This window comes from Microbacterium zouquanmingi, assembly GCF_052266675.1.
Classification (GTDB): domain Bacteria; phylum Actinomycetota; class Actinomycetes; order Actinomycetales; family Microbacteriaceae; genus Microbacterium.
This window is the reverse complement of record NZ_JBQPRA010000004.1, coordinates 323,596-339,327: the sequence shown is the minus strand read 5'-3', so window position 1 is coordinate 339,327 and position 15,732 is coordinate 323,596. Positions and strand designations below refer to the sequence as shown.

Annotated in this window: 14 protein-coding genes and 1 tRNA gene; 10 read left to right on the top strand and 5 right to left on the bottom strand. The window is 64.6% G+C overall.

Annotation, left to right across the window (positions count from 1 at the left end; genetic code table 11):
- Positions 1 to 126: 126 nt before the first annotated feature.
- The 7 genes from aceE (at position 127) to ACTU6V_RS12195 (ending at position 8,206) form a co-directional block, all read left to right on the top strand.
- Positions 127 to 2,853: a pyruvate dehydrogenase (acetyl-transferring), homodimeric type gene (gene aceE, locus ACTU6V_RS12225; protein ID WP_443475686.1), complete on the top strand. Its 2,727-nt coding sequence runs from the start codon at positions 127 to 129 to the stop codon at positions 2,851 to 2,853.
- A gap of 31 nt (positions 2,854 to 2,884) precedes the next feature.
- The gene (locus ACTU6V_RS12220) at positions 2,885 to 4,078 is read left to right on the top strand and encodes a PucR family transcriptional regulator (RefSeq protein WP_443468438.1); all 1,194 of its coding nucleotides are present in this window, start codon (positions 2,885 to 2,887) and stop codon (positions 4,076 to 4,078) included.
- An 89-nt stretch (positions 4,079 to 4,167) separates the two neighbouring features.
- Positions 4,168 to 5,085, top strand: coding sequence for an ACP S-malonyltransferase (locus ACTU6V_RS12215; RefSeq protein WP_443475685.1), 918 nt, complete (start codon positions 4,168 to 4,170; stop codon positions 5,083 to 5,085).
- Positions 5,082 to 6,092, top strand: a complete 1,011-nt coding sequence (locus tag ACTU6V_RS12210; protein ID WP_443468393.1) for a beta-ketoacyl-ACP synthase III — start codon at positions 5,082 to 5,084, stop codon at positions 6,090 to 6,092. Before ACTU6V_RS12215 ends, ACTU6V_RS12210 begins: the two co-directional genes overlap by 4 nt.
- A 68-nt stretch (positions 6,093 to 6,160) precedes the next feature.
- Entirely contained in the window at positions 6,161 to 6,409 is a 249-nt protein-coding gene (locus ACTU6V_RS12205; RefSeq protein ID WP_417511664.1) for an acyl carrier protein, read from the top strand.
- Between the two features lie 100 nt (positions 6,410 to 6,509).
- Positions 6,510 to 7,745 carry a beta-ketoacyl-[acyl-carrier-protein] synthase family protein gene (locus ACTU6V_RS12200; protein WP_443475684.1) on the top strand — a complete coding sequence of 412 codons (1,236 nt, stop codon included), beginning with the start codon at positions 6,510 to 6,512 and terminating at the stop codon, positions 7,743 to 7,745.
- Between the two features lie 11 nt (positions 7,746 to 7,756).
- Entirely contained in the window at positions 7,757 to 8,206 is a 450-nt protein-coding gene (locus ACTU6V_RS12195) for an ASCH domain-containing protein (RefSeq protein ID WP_443475683.1), read from the top strand.
- A 167-nt stretch (positions 8,207 to 8,373) separates the two neighbouring features.
- Here the strand turns inward: ACTU6V_RS12195 and ACTU6V_RS12190 are convergent, their stop codons facing one another.
- A complete protein-coding gene (locus ACTU6V_RS12190) occupies positions 8,374 to 8,877 on the bottom strand; it encodes a DUF3145 domain-containing protein (RefSeq protein ID WP_443468396.1) in 504 nt (167 codons plus the stop codon).
- A gap of 162 nt (positions 8,878 to 9,039) precedes the next feature.
- A complete protein-coding gene (locus ACTU6V_RS12185; RefSeq protein WP_443468397.1) occupies positions 9,040 to 9,813 on the bottom strand; it encodes a hypothetical protein in 774 nt (257 codons plus the stop codon).
- Between the two features lie 179 nt (positions 9,814 to 9,992).
- Here ACTU6V_RS12185 and ACTU6V_RS12180 point away from each other — a divergent pair, with 179 nt between their 5' ends.
- Complete coding sequence (locus ACTU6V_RS12180; RefSeq protein ID WP_443468398.1) at positions 9,993 to 11,990, top strand: DUF262 domain-containing protein; 1,998 nt, start codon at positions 9,993 to 9,995, stop codon at positions 11,988 to 11,990.
- 17 nt (positions 11,991 to 12,007) lie between these two features.
- On the top strand, positions 12,008 to 12,250 hold the full coding sequence (locus ACTU6V_RS12175; RefSeq protein WP_443468399.1) for a hypothetical protein: 243 nt from the start codon (positions 12,008 to 12,010) through the stop codon (positions 12,248 to 12,250).
- Between the two features lie 10 nt (positions 12,251 to 12,260).
- On the opposite strand, the gene ACTU6V_RS12170 is transcribed toward ACTU6V_RS12175, so the two are convergent.
- Positions 12,261 to 12,334 (bottom strand) — tRNA-Ile (locus ACTU6V_RS12170).
- A 14-nt stretch (positions 12,335 to 12,348) separates the two neighbouring features.
- Positions 12,349 to 12,888 carry a gamma carbonic anhydrase family protein gene (locus ACTU6V_RS12165; protein WP_443475682.1) on the bottom strand — a complete coding sequence of 180 codons (540 nt, stop codon included), beginning with the start codon at positions 12,886 to 12,888 and terminating at the stop codon, positions 12,349 to 12,351.
- A 139-nt stretch (positions 12,889 to 13,027) separates the two neighbouring features.
- On the opposite strand from ACTU6V_RS12165, the gene ACTU6V_RS12160 reads away from it, so the two are divergent.
- Complete coding sequence (locus ACTU6V_RS12160) at positions 13,028 to 13,513, top strand: Dps family protein (RefSeq protein ID WP_443468401.1); 486 nt, start codon at positions 13,028 to 13,030, stop codon at positions 13,511 to 13,513.
- Positions 13,514 to 13,578: 65 nt separating this feature from the next.
- Here ACTU6V_RS12160 and ACTU6V_RS12155 read toward each other — a convergent pair whose 3' ends face one another.
- On the bottom strand, positions 13,579 to 15,696 hold the full coding sequence (locus ACTU6V_RS12155) for an acyltransferase family protein (protein ID WP_443475681.1): 2,118 nt from the start codon (positions 15,694 to 15,696) through the stop codon (positions 13,579 to 13,581).
- Positions 15,697 to 15,732 lie beyond the last annotated feature (36 nt).

Here is a 15,732-nt window from a genome sequence, read left to right as displayed (position 1 = left end):
GATGCGCGACGTAATCGCGGAAGACGGCTAGGCTGAATACGGCGCGCGTTGTGCAAAGCCGACAAGGCTTCCCGCGTCGCTTCCCGTTTCCTTGGCATGACCTGCCAGCATGACGAAAGGTTCCACGTGACCGTTCACGACCAGGATCCGTACTCTCAGGGCCCCCTCGACAGTGATCCGGACGAGACAGGCGAATGGCAGCAGTCGCTCGACGAGCTCGTCGACGTCAAGGGTCCCGGCCGTGGCCGCGAGATCATGCTCAGCATGCTTAAGCGCTCCAAAGAGCTGCATCTGAACGTGCCGATGGTTCCGACCACCGACTACATCAACACGATCGCCGCGGAGAACGAGGCAGCATTCCCGGGCGATGAAGAGCTCGAGCGCCGCTACCGCCACTGGATCCGCTGGAACGCAGCGATCACGGTGCACCGCGCACAGCGCCCCGGCATCGGTGTCGGCGGTCACATCTCCACCTATGCCTCGGCAGCATCACTGTACGAGGTCGGCCACAACCACTTCTTCCGCGGCCAGGATCACGCTTCTGGTGGCGACCAGATCTTCTACCAGGGTCACGCCTCCCCCGGAATGTACGCACGTGCCTTCCTCGAAGGCCGCCTGAGCGAAAGCCAGCTCGACGCATTCCGTCAGGAGAAGTCCGGCGCGCCGAACGGCATCCCCTCGTACCCGCACCCGCGCATGATGTCGGACTTCTGGCAGTTCCCGACCGTGTCGATGGGTCTCGGCCCGATCAACGCCATCTATCAGGCGATGACGAACAAGTATCTCGCCAACCGTGGCATCAAGGACGTCGCCGACTCGCACGTGTGGGCGTTCCTCGGCGATGGCGAGATGGACGAGGTCGAGTCCCGCGGACAGCTGCAGGTCGCAGCCAACGAGGGTCTGGACAACCTCACTTTCGTGATCAACTGCAACCTGCAGCGCCTCGACGGGCCTGTGCGCGGTAACGGAAAGATCATTCAGGAACTCGAGTCCTACTTCCGCGGCGCGGGCTGGAACGTCATCAAGGTCGTCTGGGGCCGTGAGTGGGACGACCTGCTCGCACATGACTCTGAGGGCGCTCTGCTGAACCTCATGAATGTCACCCCCGATGGCGACTACCAGACCTACAAGGCCGAGAGCGGCGCGTTCGTGCGCGAGAACTTCTTCGGTCGCGACGAGCGTGCAGCCGCTCTGGTCAAGGACTACACCGACGACCAGATCTGGAAGCTCCGTCGCGGCGGCCACGACTACCGCAAGGTGTACGCGGCCTACAAGGCGGCCATGGAGCACAAGGGCCAGCCGACTGTCATCCTCGCCAAGACCGTCAAGGGTTACGGTCTCGGACCGCACTTCGAAGGCCGCAACGCGACCCACCAGATGAAGAAGATGACGCTTGACGACCTCAAGCTATTCCGCGACACGATGCAGATCCCGATCACGGACGCGCAGCTCGAGGCTGACCCGTACCGTCCGCCGTACTACCACCCGGGCGCTCAGGACGAGACGATCCAGTACATGCTGGACCGCCGCCGCGATCTCGGTGGTTTCCTCCCAGAGCGCCGTGCCACTCACGTTGCTCTCAACCTGCCGGAGGACAAGGACTACGCCTTCCCGAAGAAGGGCTCCGGCAACCAGGAAGTCGCCACGACCATGGCGTTCGTCCGCATGCTCAAAGACCTCATGCGGGTCAAGGGCTTCGGTGAGCGCATCGTGCCGATCATCCCGGATGAGGCGCGCACGTTCGGTATCGACGCGTACTTCCCGACCGCCAAGATCTACAACCCGAACGGCCAGAACTACACCGCGGTCGACCGTGAGCTTCTCCTCGCCTACAAGGAGAGTCCGCAGGGCCAGATCATGCACGTCGGCATCAACGAGGCCGGCGCAACGGCAGCACTCACTGCAACGGGAAGCTCGTACTCGACGCACGGCGAGCCGCTGATCCCGATCTACATCTTCTACTCGATGTTCGGATACCAGCGCACGGGTGACGCCTTCTGGGCCGCCGGCGACCAGATGGTCCGCGGATTCGTGATCGGTGCGACCGCTGGACGCACGACGCTTGCTGGTGAGGGCACGCAGCACGCAGACGGCCACTCGCCGCTGCTCGCTTCGACCAACCCCGCCACGATCAGCTACGACCCGGCCTACGGCTACGAGGTCGCGCACATCGTGCAGGCCGGTATCGACCGCATGTACGGCGGTACGCACCCGGATCCCGACGTCATGTACTACCTCACGGTCTACAACGAGCCGCTCAAGCAGCCCGCTGAGCCGGAGAACGTCGACGTCGAGGGCATCCTCAAGGGTCTGCACCGTGTCTCCGAAGGCTCAGGTGATGGACACCGCGTCCAGCTGCTCGCATCCGGTGTCGGCGTGCCGTGGGCGATCGAGGCACAGGAGCTGCTTGCGAACGACTGGGGCATCGCTTCGGATGTCTGGTCGGTCACGAGCTGGAACGAACTGCGTCGCGACGGCCTCGCCGCCGACGAGCACAACTTCCTGCACCCTGAAGAAGAGCCCAAGGTGCCGTACCTGACGCAGAAGCTGCAGGGCACAACTGGTCCGTTCATCGCCACGAGCGACTTCATGCACGCGGTACAGGACCAGATCCGCCAGTGGGTTCCGGGCGACTACTACACGCTCGGCGCCGACGGATTCGGGTTCGCCGATACTCGTGCCGCAGCACGTCGCTTCTTCAAGATCGACGGTCCGTCGATGGTGGTTCGTGCGCTCCAGGGCCTCGCTGACCAGGGCAAGGTCGACCGCGCCGTGATCGCACAGGCGATCGCGAAGTACGACCTGCACAACGTCAACGCGGGTGCAAGCGGAAGCGCCGGCGGCGAAAGCTGAGTCGCGTGTGACCGCATCGTCTCCCGCCGCCATGGATAAGGCGTCGACGCTCGCCTGGCTGCGTCGGATATCCGGCGACCTCGCAACCGCGACGATCCAGCGCCTCGAAGATACGCTCCCCTGGTACGCCGACATGCCACCAGCCCGCCGCTCTGCGGTGGGGCTGGTGGCCCAGGCGGGCATCACTTCGTTCATCCAGTGGTTCGATGATCCGACCTCCACTCCGTGGATCGCCGCCGATATCTTCGCAGCCGCGCCTCGAGAGCTGCTGCGCAGCGTGAGCCTCACACAGACGCTTCAGCTCATCCGCGTCACGGTCGAGATCACTGAAGAGCGCATCGCCGGCAAGGGCGAGATGCTGCGCGAGGCGATCCTGCTGTACTCCCGTGATGTCGCGTTCGCCGCGGCGGACGTCTACGCTCGCGCCGCCGAGGCGCGCGGGCTGTGGGATGCCCGGCTCGAAGCGCTCGTGGTGGATTCCATCCTCACCGGCGAGGCCGACGAGGAGCTCCCCAGTCGTATCGCGGCACTCGGCTGGCACGGCCACGGCGAGGTGTGCGTACTCGTCGGAACGACGCCGCCGCAGTTCGACGTCGATCACGTTCGCCGTACGGCCCGCAAGCTCGCAGTCGACGTGCTCATCGGCGTACAGGGTTCACGGCTGGTGCTCGTTCTCGGTCGCGCCCAGGTGCCCGGCCGCGAAGAAGAAGGCGACGAGCTCGCCTTCGATGAGATCGCCACGCGGCTCGAGCCCTTCTTCGGCCCTGGCTATGTGGTCCTCGGCCCTCCCGTGACCGCACTGGTAGATGCCGGACAGAGCGCACGGGCCGCATTGGCAGGATTCGCTGTCGCGCGCGCGTGGCGCACCGCCCCTCGCCCTGTCGAGGCCGACGACCTGCTCCCCGAACGAGCACTCGCTGGCGACCCGCTGGCGAAGCAGACGCTGATCGACCGCATCTATCGGCCTCTGCACGCGCACTCGACCGACTTGGTCACGACGCTCTGGAGCTATCTCGACAACGGGCGCTCCCTTGAAGCAACAGCGCGTGAGCTCTTCGTGCACCCGAATACCGTCCGATACCGCTTGAAGCGCGTCAGCGAAGTCATCGGCTGGGATGCCACTGGTCCTCGCGAAGCGCTGATCCTGCAGACCGCTCTGATCCTCGGATCCGTCGGCACGGCAGAACCTGGGCGCCGTCGAACGGCCACTCGCCGCCCGCGATAGCGCCGGACTGTGCGCCACGCACAAACGATCTCGCGAATCTTGTGAGGGTACATCCACCGTTTGGCGATGATCGTTGGCAGACTAGACGGGTGATTGTCGTCGCTTGCCCGGGACAGGGCTCACAGACCCCGGGCTTCCTTACCCCTTGGCTCGAACTCGACGGCGTGGCTGACCGCCTCGCTCGGTATTCCGAAGCCGCCGAGGTCGATCTCATCGCGCACGGTACCGAGTCGGATGCTGAAACGATCCGCGACACGCGCATTGCTCAGCCCCTCATTGTTGCCGCATCGTTGATCGCAGCGCACGCGCTCGCCGAGCGTGCGGGTCGGCGCCCCGATGGCGTCGCCGGCCACTCTGTGGGCGAGCTCGCAGCCATCGTCGGCACCGGAGTGATCTCCGCAGAACAGACGATGCGCCTGGTCGGCATCCGCGGACGGGCGATGGCGGATGCCGCCGCTCAGGCTCCCACCGGCATGAGCGCGGTCATCGGGGGAGACGAGCAGGCAGTCCTCGACCGTCTTGCGGAACTCGATCTGACGCCGGCCAACTACAACGGTGGCGGCCAGATCGTCGCCGCAGGCGCTCTGCCTGCACTGGCTTCGCTCGCCGAGATGCCGCTGCGCGGCACGCGCGTCATCCCGCTGCAGGTTGCTGGCGCCTTCCACACCTCCTCCATGTCACCTGCCGTCGACGCACTGCGCGCCTCCGTCGCGGATCTTGCACCGAACGACCCGGATCTGACCCTCTGGACCAATCACGACGGTTCCGTCGTCTCCTCCGGAGCGCAGGCTCTCGATCTCATCGTCAATCAGGTCTCCTCGCCCGTGCGCTGGGATCTGTGCATGTCGGCCTTCGCCGAGGCGGGCATCACTGGCATGATCGAGCTCACGCCCGCAGGTGCACTCGCGGGCCTTGCCAAACGAGGACTGCGCGGAACACCCGTCGTCGCAGTCAAAACGCCAGATGATCTCGATGCAGCCGCCGCGCTGCTGAACGGAGCCGCATGATGCCCGCAACCCTCAAGCAGGCGACCGGCCCGCAATACACCCGCATCCTCGCCTTCGGCGCGGCACGCGGCGAGAATCCGGTTCCCAACGACGATCTCGTCGGCCCGATCGATTCCAGCGACGAGTGGATCCGCCAGCGCACCGGGATCATCACGCGCACTCGTGCGAACAGCGAGACCAGCGCGGTAGACCTCGCCGCGATCGCCGGGGCTGAGGCCATCGAGAAGTCCGGTATCCCGGCATCCGAGATCGACCTCGTCATCGTCGCCACCATCAGCAACATGCGCCAGACGCCATCGGCTGCCGCTGTCGTCGCAGATCGAGTCGGCGCGAACCCGGCTGCCGCCTACGATTCGAACGCTGCCTGCGCTGGGTACGCCTACAGCATCGCTCAGGCGGACGCGCTGATTCGTGCGGGAGCTGCCCGCTACGCCCTCGTGATCGGCGCGGAGAAGCTCTCGAACGTCGTCGATCCCACCGATCGCAGCATCTCGTTCCTACTCGGCGACGGCGCAGGAGCAGCCGTCATCGGCCCCAGCGACACTCCGGCGATCTCACCTGTCGTCTGGGGTTCTGACGGCTCCAAGGCCGATGTGGTCAGCATGAACCACACGCTCGTCGAGTACCGCGATGGCAACGGCGACATACCGTGGCCGACCCTCCGCCAGGAAGGCCCTGCAGTCTTCCGCTGGGCGGTGTGGGAGATGGCGAAGGTCGCCCGTGAGGCGCTTGAGGTGGCGGGTATCGAAGCATCCGATCTCGCAGCATTCATTCCGCATCAGGCGAACATGCGCATCATCGATGAGTTCGCCAAGCAGCTGAAGCTCCCCGAGACGACGGTCATCGCTCGCGATATCGAGACCACCGGCAACACCTCAGCCGCATCGATCCCGCTCGCAACGCACCGACTGCTCGAGGAACACCCCGAGCTCTCCGGCGGCCTGGCACTGCAGATCGGCTTCGGCGCCGGTCTTGTCTTTGCCGCGCAGGTCGTCGTCCTGCCCTGAACTCCGCACACCGTTCTCTAGAATGGGCAACGGTTCCGAACACAACCCGCAAGAAAGAGGAAAACCACATGGCTTTCACCAACGATGAGGTCCTTTCCGGCCTCGCTGAGCTCATCACCGACGAGACCGGCATCGACAGCTCCGAGGTCGCACTCGAGAAGTCCTTCACCGACGACCTCGACATCGACTCGATCTCCATGATGACGATCGTCGTCAACGCCGAGGAGAAGTTCGGCGTCACCATCCCCGACGACGAGGTCAAGAACCTCAAGACCGTCGGCGACGCTGTGAACTTCATCGTCGCAGGCCAGGAGTAACAGATCTGACGGATGCCACCCCTGCCACCTGCAGGGCGTGGCATCCTCTGTCGGTGTTGTCCGGCTCCCCCGATCCCGTCCCAGCAAGGAACCCCAGGATATGACCAAGCGCATCGTCGTCACCGGTATCGGTGCCACCTCCGCCATCGGCGGCACGGCACCGGAGAACTGGACCAACCTGCTGGCCGGGATGTCCGGCGGCCGCTCCCTTGAGCACGACTGGGTCGCAGAACTCGAGCTTCCCGTCACCTTCGCGGCGGAGGCCATCGTTCGCCCAGAAGAGGTGCTGGCACGCCCCGTCGCCAAGCGCCTCGACCCTTCGTCGCAGTTCGCGCTCATCGCCGCGATGGAGGCATGGGAAGACGCGGGAGCCCCGGATGTAGATCCCGAGCGTCTCGGCGTCGACTTCGCGACTGGTATCGGTGGCGTCTGGACGCTGCTGGATGCGTGGGACACCCTGCGCGAGAAGGGTCCTCGTCGCGTCATGCCGATGACGGTTCCCATGCTCATGCCGAACTCTGCTGCCGGCAACCTCTCACTTCACTTCACCGCCCGCGCGTTCGCCCGGACGGTTGCGTCCGCGTGCGCCTCGAGCACAGAGTCGCTCGTGAACGCCTACGAGCACCTGCAGGCCGGCCTCGCAGACGTCGTGATCGCAGGTGGCACCGAATCAGCCATCCACCCGATCACCATTGCTTCGTTCGCATCGATGCAGGCACTCTCTCGCCGCAACGACGACCCTGCGACCGCTTCTCGTCCCTACTCCGAAGACCGCGACGGCTTCGTCATGGGCGAAGGAGCGGCCGTTCTCATCCTCGAGACCGAGGAGCACGCCAAGGCACGCGGGGCGAAGATCTACGCCGAGCTCGTCGGCGGTGGCGTCACAGCAGACGCGTACCACATCACCGCCAACGCGCCAGAAGGTGCGGCTCGTGCCGTGAAGCTCGCGCTGGAGTCCGCCGGCCGTACGCCGGACGAAATCACACACGTCAACGCACACGCCACATCCACTCCTGTCGGCGACCCCAACGAGTACGCAGCGCTGCGCAGCGTCATCGGCGATCGCGTTCACGAGATCCCGGTGTCGGCGACGAAAGCATCCACAGGGCACCTGCTCGGTGGAACCGGCGCGCTCGAGGCGATGTTCACGGTGCTCGCGATCCGCGATCGCATCGCTCCCCCGACGATCAACATCACGACACAGGATCCCGAGATCCCCCTGCTGGTGTCGGGCGACGCGCAGCCCCTCGGCGACGGCCCTCAACTCGCGATCAGCAACTCGTTCGGGTTCGGCGGCCACAACGCCGTCGTCGCGTTCACGTCGTACGACGACTGAGATCGGTTCAGATGGTCACCGCGATCGATGCCTTCTGGAGCGCTGCCCGAGCGGAGCACCCGGAGCTGCCTGAGACCCCTCCCGAGGGCTGGGCGTTCGGCGCCACACCAGAGCATGCGGACGGTCTCCTCGCGCTCGTGCTGGCGGGCACCAAGACCGGCACGGCGTCATCCCTCCGGGACTACGAGAACGAGCAGGAACCAGTGCCGGCCGTGGGAGACCTCAGCATCATCCTGGATGGCGCGGAAGCCCCGCGTGCAGTGCTACGAACGACCGAGATCCAGATCGTGCCGTTCGACCAGGTATCAGCGGAGCACGCCTTCGCAGAAGGTGAGGGCGACCGCACGCTGAAGGACTGGCGCGAGGTGCATGAGCGCTTCTGGGGAGAGTACTCAGAGCGGGGCTTCGCTGCGGACATGCCAGTGGTGTGCGAACGATTCGAACTCGTCTTCCACGACTGAGCACGATTCAGGAACCCGCACGTGACGAAGGCCTCGTCTCCGATTCTCTCGGAGCGAGGCTTTCGTCCTCCAGGGCGCGGGATTCGCGTTCTCAGCCGCCGGGATCATCACCGGCTTCCGATACCGACGCCTCCCGACGCCCCGATTCGTTGTGGTCGCCGTTCGGGCTAACCCACCTTGTGGAGCCAGACGACGCTGGAGTCGTCGCTGGCGTGACGGAAGGGCTCGAGCTCCTCATCCCAGCTGGAGCCGAGTGCGATGTCGAGTTCGCGCTGCAGCTCAAGTGCGCTGCCAGCTGCGATCTCCATCGCGTAGCGGATTCGGTCTTCGCCGATGACGATGTTGCCGGCGGCATCCGTCTGGGCATAGTGGATGCCGAGGTCGGGAGTGTGCAGCCAGCGTCCGCCGTCGCTGCGCGGCGTCGGGTCTTCGGTGACCTCGAAGCGCAAGTGCTCCCACCCGCGGATCGCCGTGGCGAGAGCAGCCCCGGTGCCGACCGGACCATCCCAGTAGAACTCGGCGCGACGAGACCCTTCGAGAACGGGCTGATCTGCCCAGTCGAAGTTCACTGCACGACCGATAGCACGTCCCACCGCCCATTCGAGGTGCGGGCAGAGCGCGCGAGGTGCAGAGTGGATGTACACCACTCCGCGTGCGTAAGCCGTTGCCATGATCTCTCCGTTTCATCAGGTGCGTCTTCCCCAACGACCTGTTCCACGAGAGTGGCGCTTCTATGCGGTTATACGGCGATTATCGCTGACTTCGAGCGAAATGACAAGCGTGTGATTCAGACAAGAAATGCCCCGGCCGAAGCCGGGGCATTTCTTTGGGGCTCAGGCCTCGCTCATTGCGATCTTGGCCTGCTGCCCCTTGGCTGCGTAGTACGCCGCGCGGGCAGCATCCTTTCGCGCCTGCTCGGCGTAGCCGGCCTCGAGAACGTCCTGCGGGACTTCGTAGTTCTCGATGTCATCGGTGCCGTGGTACTTCTCGATGTAGGCATCGAGCTCAGGACCAGAGGTCCACGACGTGATCAGGTTGTAGCGCGGCTCAGAACCCGTGTGGGTTGCTGCGTGCCACAGACGCTGCGTGTCCACGATGAGCTGCGCGCCGGCCGGAAGAGCGATGCGCACCTCGCCTGCGGGGTCAGTGCGGTTCTCGCGGAGGACGAAGAAGCTGTCCTTGTCGTCGGTGAGGTTGAAGAAGCCGCGCACGACCCAGCCGGTTCCGTCCGGGTTCAGACGGTTGTTGTCGTCCTGGTGGAGGTTGTAGAGGCACTCGCCATACGGAGTCGGCTGCAGCTCGATGACGCGGCAGCGGCCAACGTTCGCACCGGGCTCCTGCGCGCGACGCGTGAGGATCGGGGCTTTTTCGGTCTGCGAGGGGATCCACACACCGTCTTTGTCGGTGCGCGGCGGCTTGTGGTTCCAGAAGCCGTTGCACTCGATCTCGCCCTTGGCGCTGGCCAGCGGCGCGAAGCGCGTGTCACCAGACGACTTCCAGTCGTTGTACTCGATGTCGAGCCATTCCCTGGGGTCGAGCGCCTGGTTGTAGCTGTCGAGGACGACGAATCCCTTTTCCTCGAGGGCAGCGGATTTGATGTATGCCATGATCTGAGCCAGATCCTCTCATCGGGGGCCAGCACGTTTTAACAGGCCCTGATAAGGCAAGCCTAACAGCGCGCCCTGCACCCGCCCCGGGACGCGGCCGTGAAAATCGCTCGCCCATTAGACTCGTAGCAGGCGGAAATTTCGGTGCCGCCCCCGTGTGAGGAGCAGAAGCGAACACCATGGCAATCGCCACGAACGTCGACGCCAAGGCTGTCAATACGATCGATTGGCTGTCGACTCCCGGCACCACGATTGTTGTTCCTGTCTATCAGCGGCAGTACCGGTGGGACATCGGCGGATGCGAGCGCCTCCTCGCCGACATCCGCGCCGTCACTGATGAGGACGACAGCCACCGGCACTTCATCGGGTCGATCCTCTCCGCCCAGGACTCGTCCGAAACCGATCTGATCCTCATCGACGGTCAGCAGCGCATCACGACGATCATGCTGCTGGTCGCAGCTCTCCACCACGCAGTGCGTGAAAGCGATCCGGTGATGGCCGCCGAGCTCGCGCGGGTGCTCGTCCGGGATGACGACGCGACGCGCACGAAGCTGCGCCCCCACGATGCGTGGGCTCATCTGTACGAGTCGGTCGTGCTGGACCATCCGGATGCTTCCGACCGCGAGTCGCGGTTCGATGACAACTACGCGTTCTTCCGCAGCCAGGTGCACGCTGACGAGGCGTCCTCGATCTGGCGCGGGCTTCAGCGGCTCGAGCACGTCTCGATCACTCTGGGTGCGGCGGCGAATGCACAGCAGATCTTCGAGAGCCTGAACTCCACCGGCGAGCCCCTGCGCGACCATGAATTGATCCACAACTACATCCTGATGGGGCTCACGCACGCCGAGCAGCTCGACGTCGAAGCTCGCTTCTGGCTGCCGATCGAGCGCCACACCGGCGAGATGATCGGAGCGTTCTGGCGCCATTTCTTGGTGATGACGACTGGCCGCGAGGTCACGGTCGACGGTGAGCACGGCGTCTACGCCGCATTCCGCCGGTCGTTCCCGAATGTCGATGCGCAGCACCTTCAGTCCGACGCTGAGACCTGGCGTCACTACGCCGAGATCTACGGCGTCCTGCTCGACCCCTCGGCAGAGAATGATGCCGAGGTTCGTCGACAGCTCGAATACCTCAACACTTTCGGCCGTGCGGCCTATCCACTCGCGATGAGCGCCTACAGCGATCATGCTCGTGGGCGCATTTCACGCACCGAATTCATCGAGACTCTCGAGTGGACGCAGGCGCTGTTCCTGCGCCGCGCTCTGGTGGGACTCCCGATCGAACGCCTCATCGCGCGGCTGTGCCGTGCGCGCTCCGAGGGACGCGAGTCGCTCATGCGAGCCTTCGCGCGGATCACTCCGTCTGACGAACGGGTGAGTGCCGTACTGAAGTACGTAGAGCTTCCGCACGCCGCGTACGTGCTCGGTCGTCTCGAGGATGTCAGCAACCCGCGCGACTACGACATCGAGCACATCGTGCCGCTGATGCCGAGCGAAACCTGGTCTGGTGACGGCACGAGGCCATGGAGCGAGTACTCCGAGGACAAGCAGAACAGCCACCGCGCGCTCGCCCCCACGCTCGGAAACCTCACGCTACTCGAAGCGCCGCTCACAGAACGCGTGTTCGGCGCGCCCTTCCCCGACAAGCAGACGCAGGCGTACGCGCGAAGCGATGTTGCTGAGACCAGGATGCTCGCCGAACTGCCGGTCTGGAACACCGCCGCGATCACCACGCGTACTGTGCGCCTTGCAGCATCCCTCCTGCAGATCTGGGCCCGTCCTGCGCTCCCCGAGATCGACGATGACGGACTGACTCCTGTGCTCGATGCGGTGCGTCGCCGCGGCTGGCCCGTGGGCTGGGATCGCGAGTTCGACTATGTCGAGTACCGCGGGGAGCACTGGGAGGTCAAGGACGTCCGCGCGCTGTTCAACCGCGTCTTTCGCCGGGCATGGACAGATGATCGCCCTGCAGCACTCGCCTACTGCGCCGCCCACGGCGGACCGATCTACTCGGAGATGGCGTGGAAGGGCCAGTGGGATGCGCTGGACCAGGACAACTTCCTGTATATGGGATGGGACTCCAACTACATGATGAACGCTGTGCAGGGTGTCCTGGCCGAATCCGGCATCTCTGCGGAAGTGTTCGTGAAGTACTCGTACATCGGGAATGTGATGTGATGCGGCAGAATGCTCCTGTGGACCTGAGATTCGACGAGCTGACCCTCGGGTGGAGTGAAGACTCCCCCGTGGAATGCGAATGCGACCACGGCGATGAAGAGGCGTACGCTCCGTGCGGTCGTCGTGCGAAGTGGCGCGTGACGATCGATTGCACGTGCGGCGAGGATCACCCGCGCACGGTCGAGCTTCTGTGCACCAAGTGCCTGCGCACCGCCCGGAAGGACCTCGGCAACGAGGCCATCACGGCACGTCCGCTCTAGCGGATCACGGTAGGGCGGGCGGGACTTGAACCCGCGATCGTTGGGTTATGAGCCCACTGCCTTCACCAGCTTGGCCACCGCCCCGTAGGCCTTCAACTCTATCGGAGCGATGCGGCATCCTCGTGCGTCTTCAGATGCTGGTGGTAGATCTCTGCGTTACGAATGAGGTCCGCGCGCTCCTGATCGTCAAGGGCACGCCGCACCTTCGCAGGCACACCTGCCACCAGCGAGCCGTCGGGAATCTCTGTTCCGCCGAGAACGACGGCGCCGCCAGCGATCAGGCAACCCTTGCCGATCACCGCGCCGCTGAGAATCACCGAGCCCATGCCGATCAGTGATCCATCGCCGATCGTGCAGCCGTGGACGACAGCGTTGTGCCCGATCGAGACGTTCGCTCCGATGAGCACGCTCTGCCCACTGTCGACGTGGACCGACACATTGTCCTGCACGTTGCTGCCCTTGCCCAGCACGATTCCCGCAGAATCCCCGCGGAGAACCGCGTTGTACCAGACGCTCGAACCCGACTGCAGAACGACCTCGCCGATGACGCGCGCACCATCGGCGATGAATGCGTCATCGGAGATCTTCGGAGTCTTGCCTGCAAGGGCGAGGACGGATGCAGAAGACGAGATGCTCATGAGGTGAGACTATCCTGACTTCCGCATGATTCCGCGGATATTCAGCCTGATAAGCCCAGCCTCAGCTTGCTTGCGGAATGTTCGATGCTGAGTAGCGTTGTACTCGACAGGCACCGAAAGCCGTTCTGGAGGAAGAAAAATGAGCAAATCGCAGACCGTTTCCACCACCGCGAGCGACCCGACCGTTGCCGCAGCCACCGCACAGTTCCTCTCCCCCGTCGTCCTGGGTCTTCAGGCACTGACGATCAGCGGAAAGCAGGCGCACTGGCACGTGCGCGGTGCGAACTTCGTCGGTGTGCACGAACTCTTCGACGCAATCGTCGCGAACGCCGGCGCCTTCGCCGATTCGGCCGCGGAGCGCATCGTCGCTCTCGGACTCCCCATCGATGCACGCGTGAAGGCTGTTGCGGAGAAGGGCGCAGCCTCTGACGTCCCTGCGGGATTCGCGCAGTCGCGCGATCTCATCCGCAACGTGATCGCCGACATCGACGCAATCCTCGTCGACACCAAGGCCGCGATCGACGGACTCGATGAAGTCGACCTCACGAGCCAGGACGTCGCAATCGAGATCATGCGTGGTCTTGAGAAGGACCGCTGGTTCCTGCTCGCGCACATCGCCGAGTAAGACACTCAGACACGACGAAGGGCGCCGGGGTCATCCCGGCGCCCTTCGTCGTGCGTGCGACAGAATCAGCCGACGCCGCTGGTGATCGCGTTCTGCAGCGCTTCGGTGATCTGAGGTGTCAGCGTGTTGGCGAAGGTCACCGTCAGATGATCCTGATCGCGGTAGGCGTTCGCTCCGCCGATCACCGGGAAGCAGGTGTCGGCGTCGCAGTACACGTCAGTGAAGTCGAGCAGTGTCACCCCGGAAACACCCTCCGCAGCTTCCCGAATCGCATCGTTTTCCGGCAGTCGCTCGGAGCGCGGGCTCACACATTCGGACGCATCGCGTGTACGCAGGCACTTGTTCGGGTCGGTCTCCCACCCCGGGTTGTCCACCACAGTCACGACGGGGATGCCTCGGTCCGTCATCGTCGACCACGCGTCACGGTACCCCGCAACTGCAGCATCGAAGGACGAGTCGTATCCAGCCGAGGCGTACGGAGTGTTCGAGATCGCAGAGGTGAAGACGACATCGAACTCGTTGTCGGCCAGCGCAGCCGAGATGCCCTCTCGCCAGTCGGTGCAGGCCTCGCCGAATGATCCGGCTGTGGCAAGAGGCGTGGTGTTCCACGGGCACGCGCCCTTGAAATACGTCGTCAGGTTCCAGCCTTCTCGATCGGCGATCGCCGCGAACGTCGCGAGGTACTGGTACGCGTGGCTGTCTCCGACCAGGGCGACGCGCGGAGCGTCCGGGGCATCAGAGCCGAAATCGCACGAGACCGGGCGCGAGTCGTTCAGCTGAATGAAGCACTGCGGCTCGTCAGGACTGTCCGCGCCGGCGAATCCGGGGGCGGGGAGGATGGTGTCGGGCGCCTGACCTGCACACGCCTCCTCGAGAATGCTCGCCGCTCCGAAGCAGGCCGGCGGGTTCTCACGCACGTCTTGGATCGCCTGAACACCCTGCTGGTACGCCGGCGCATTCGCGGCCCATCCGCCAAGAGCTGTGGCGGCGACCAGGACCATCGCGCCCAACGACGCCCACAGCGTCACCCGCGGTCGACGTGAGGTCAACGGCTTCCACGCCCTCATCGGGTCTTCGACGAACTTCTTCGTCAGCCACGCGAGGATGAAGCAGATGCACAGCAGCGCCACGCGGTGGTAGATCGTGAGTCCCCAGAACGGCACCGACGGTGCGATGACGATCAGCGGCCAGTGCCAGAGGTAGAGGCTGTACGAGATGTCACCGGTGAACCGCATCGGACGGATCGACAGGAGTCGGGTCGGATACCACCAGCGCTCGGTGTTGGACGCTGCGATGATCGCCGCGGCCCCCAGCGTCGGCAGGAGCGCCATGTAGCCGGGGAACACGGTCTCGCGGCCGAAGGACACCGCGGTGTAGAGCAGCACCAGGATGCCCGCCCAGCCGAGCAGGAAGCTCAGCGCGGCATTGCTCACACGCAGCCTTGGAACCAGAGCGATGAGTGCACCGACGCCGAACTGCCACATTCGGCCGAACGTCACGAAGTACGCGGGTGCGGGGTCGGTCATCGTGTAGACGACGCAGAAGATGAATGAGGCGACCGAGACGATGCCGATCGCAATGGCCGCGGCGCGCAGGCGCGATCCACGGAACCACTTCACGGCGACCCATGCCGCAAGCAGCATGAGCAGCGGCCAGATGACGTAGAACTGCTCTTCGAGCGACAGCGACCAGTAGTGCTGCACGGTGGTCGGATCGCCCGCGAGAGCGAGATAGTCAGCAGAGTTGAAGGCGAGATACCAGTTCTCGACATAGAACGTGGCGGCGATGATCTCACGCATCTCCGCGGGCAGAGCCGAGGTCGGTGTGAGGAAGGGCAGCGCCGAGACGATCGCGCAGAACAGCAGCACGAGCAGCGATGCCGGCAGGAGTCGCCGTGCGCGTCGGGCCCAGAACTGACCAAGATTCACGCGCCCCGTCGACGACAGCTCGCGAGCGAGGTGTCCCGTGATCAGGAAGCCGGAGATCACGAAGAAGATGTCGACACCGACGTAGCCGCCGCTCAGGCGACCCGGCCAGAAGTGATACAGCACCACGAAGAGGACGGCGATCGCACGCAGTCCCTGCACGTGCGGAATGAATCGTGTGGCAGTGGCGTGCTCCGGTGACCGCTCACGGCGCAATTGGGCGCGAGAAGGCAAGGGAGTCTCTGGGGCAGATGTCACCTTACGACGGTACCTTCTGTGCCGCCGAAGCCGTGA

Coding starts and splice junctions, on each gene's coding strand:
- ACTU6V_RS12220 (WP_443468438.1), top strand. CDS start 2,885: ATGGATAAGGCGTCGACGCTCGCCTGGCTGCGTCGGATATCCGGCGAC.
- ACTU6V_RS12210 (WP_443468393.1), top strand. CDS start 5,082: ATGATGCCCGCAACCCTCAAGCAGGCGACCGGCCCGCAATACACCCGC.
- ACTU6V_RS12205 (WP_417511664.1), top strand. CDS start 6,161: ATGGCTTTCACCAACGATGAGGTCCTTTCCGGCCTCGCTGAGCTCATC.
- ACTU6V_RS12200 (WP_443475684.1), top strand. CDS start 6,510: ATGACCAAGCGCATCGTCGTCACCGGTATCGGTGCCACCTCCGCCATC.
- ACTU6V_RS12195 (WP_443475683.1), top strand. CDS start 7,757: ATGGTCACCGCGATCGATGCCTTCTGGAGCGCTGCCCGAGCGGAGCAC.
- ACTU6V_RS12190 (WP_443468396.1), bottom strand. CDS start 8,877: ATGGCAACGGCTTACGCACGCGGAGTGGTGTACATCCACTCTGCACCT.
- ACTU6V_RS12185 (WP_443468397.1), bottom strand. CDS start 9,813: ATGGCATACATCAAATCCGCTGCCCTCGAGGAAAAGGGATTCGTCGTC.
- ACTU6V_RS12180 (WP_443468398.1), top strand. CDS start 9,993: ATGGCAATCGCCACGAACGTCGACGCCAAGGCTGTCAATACGATCGAT.
- ACTU6V_RS12165 (WP_443475682.1), bottom strand. CDS start 12,888: ATGAGCATCTCGTCTTCTGCATCCGTCCTCGCCCTTGCAGGCAAGACT.
- ACTU6V_RS12160 (WP_443468401.1), top strand. CDS start 13,028: ATGAGCAAATCGCAGACCGTTTCCACCACCGCGAGCGACCCGACCGTT.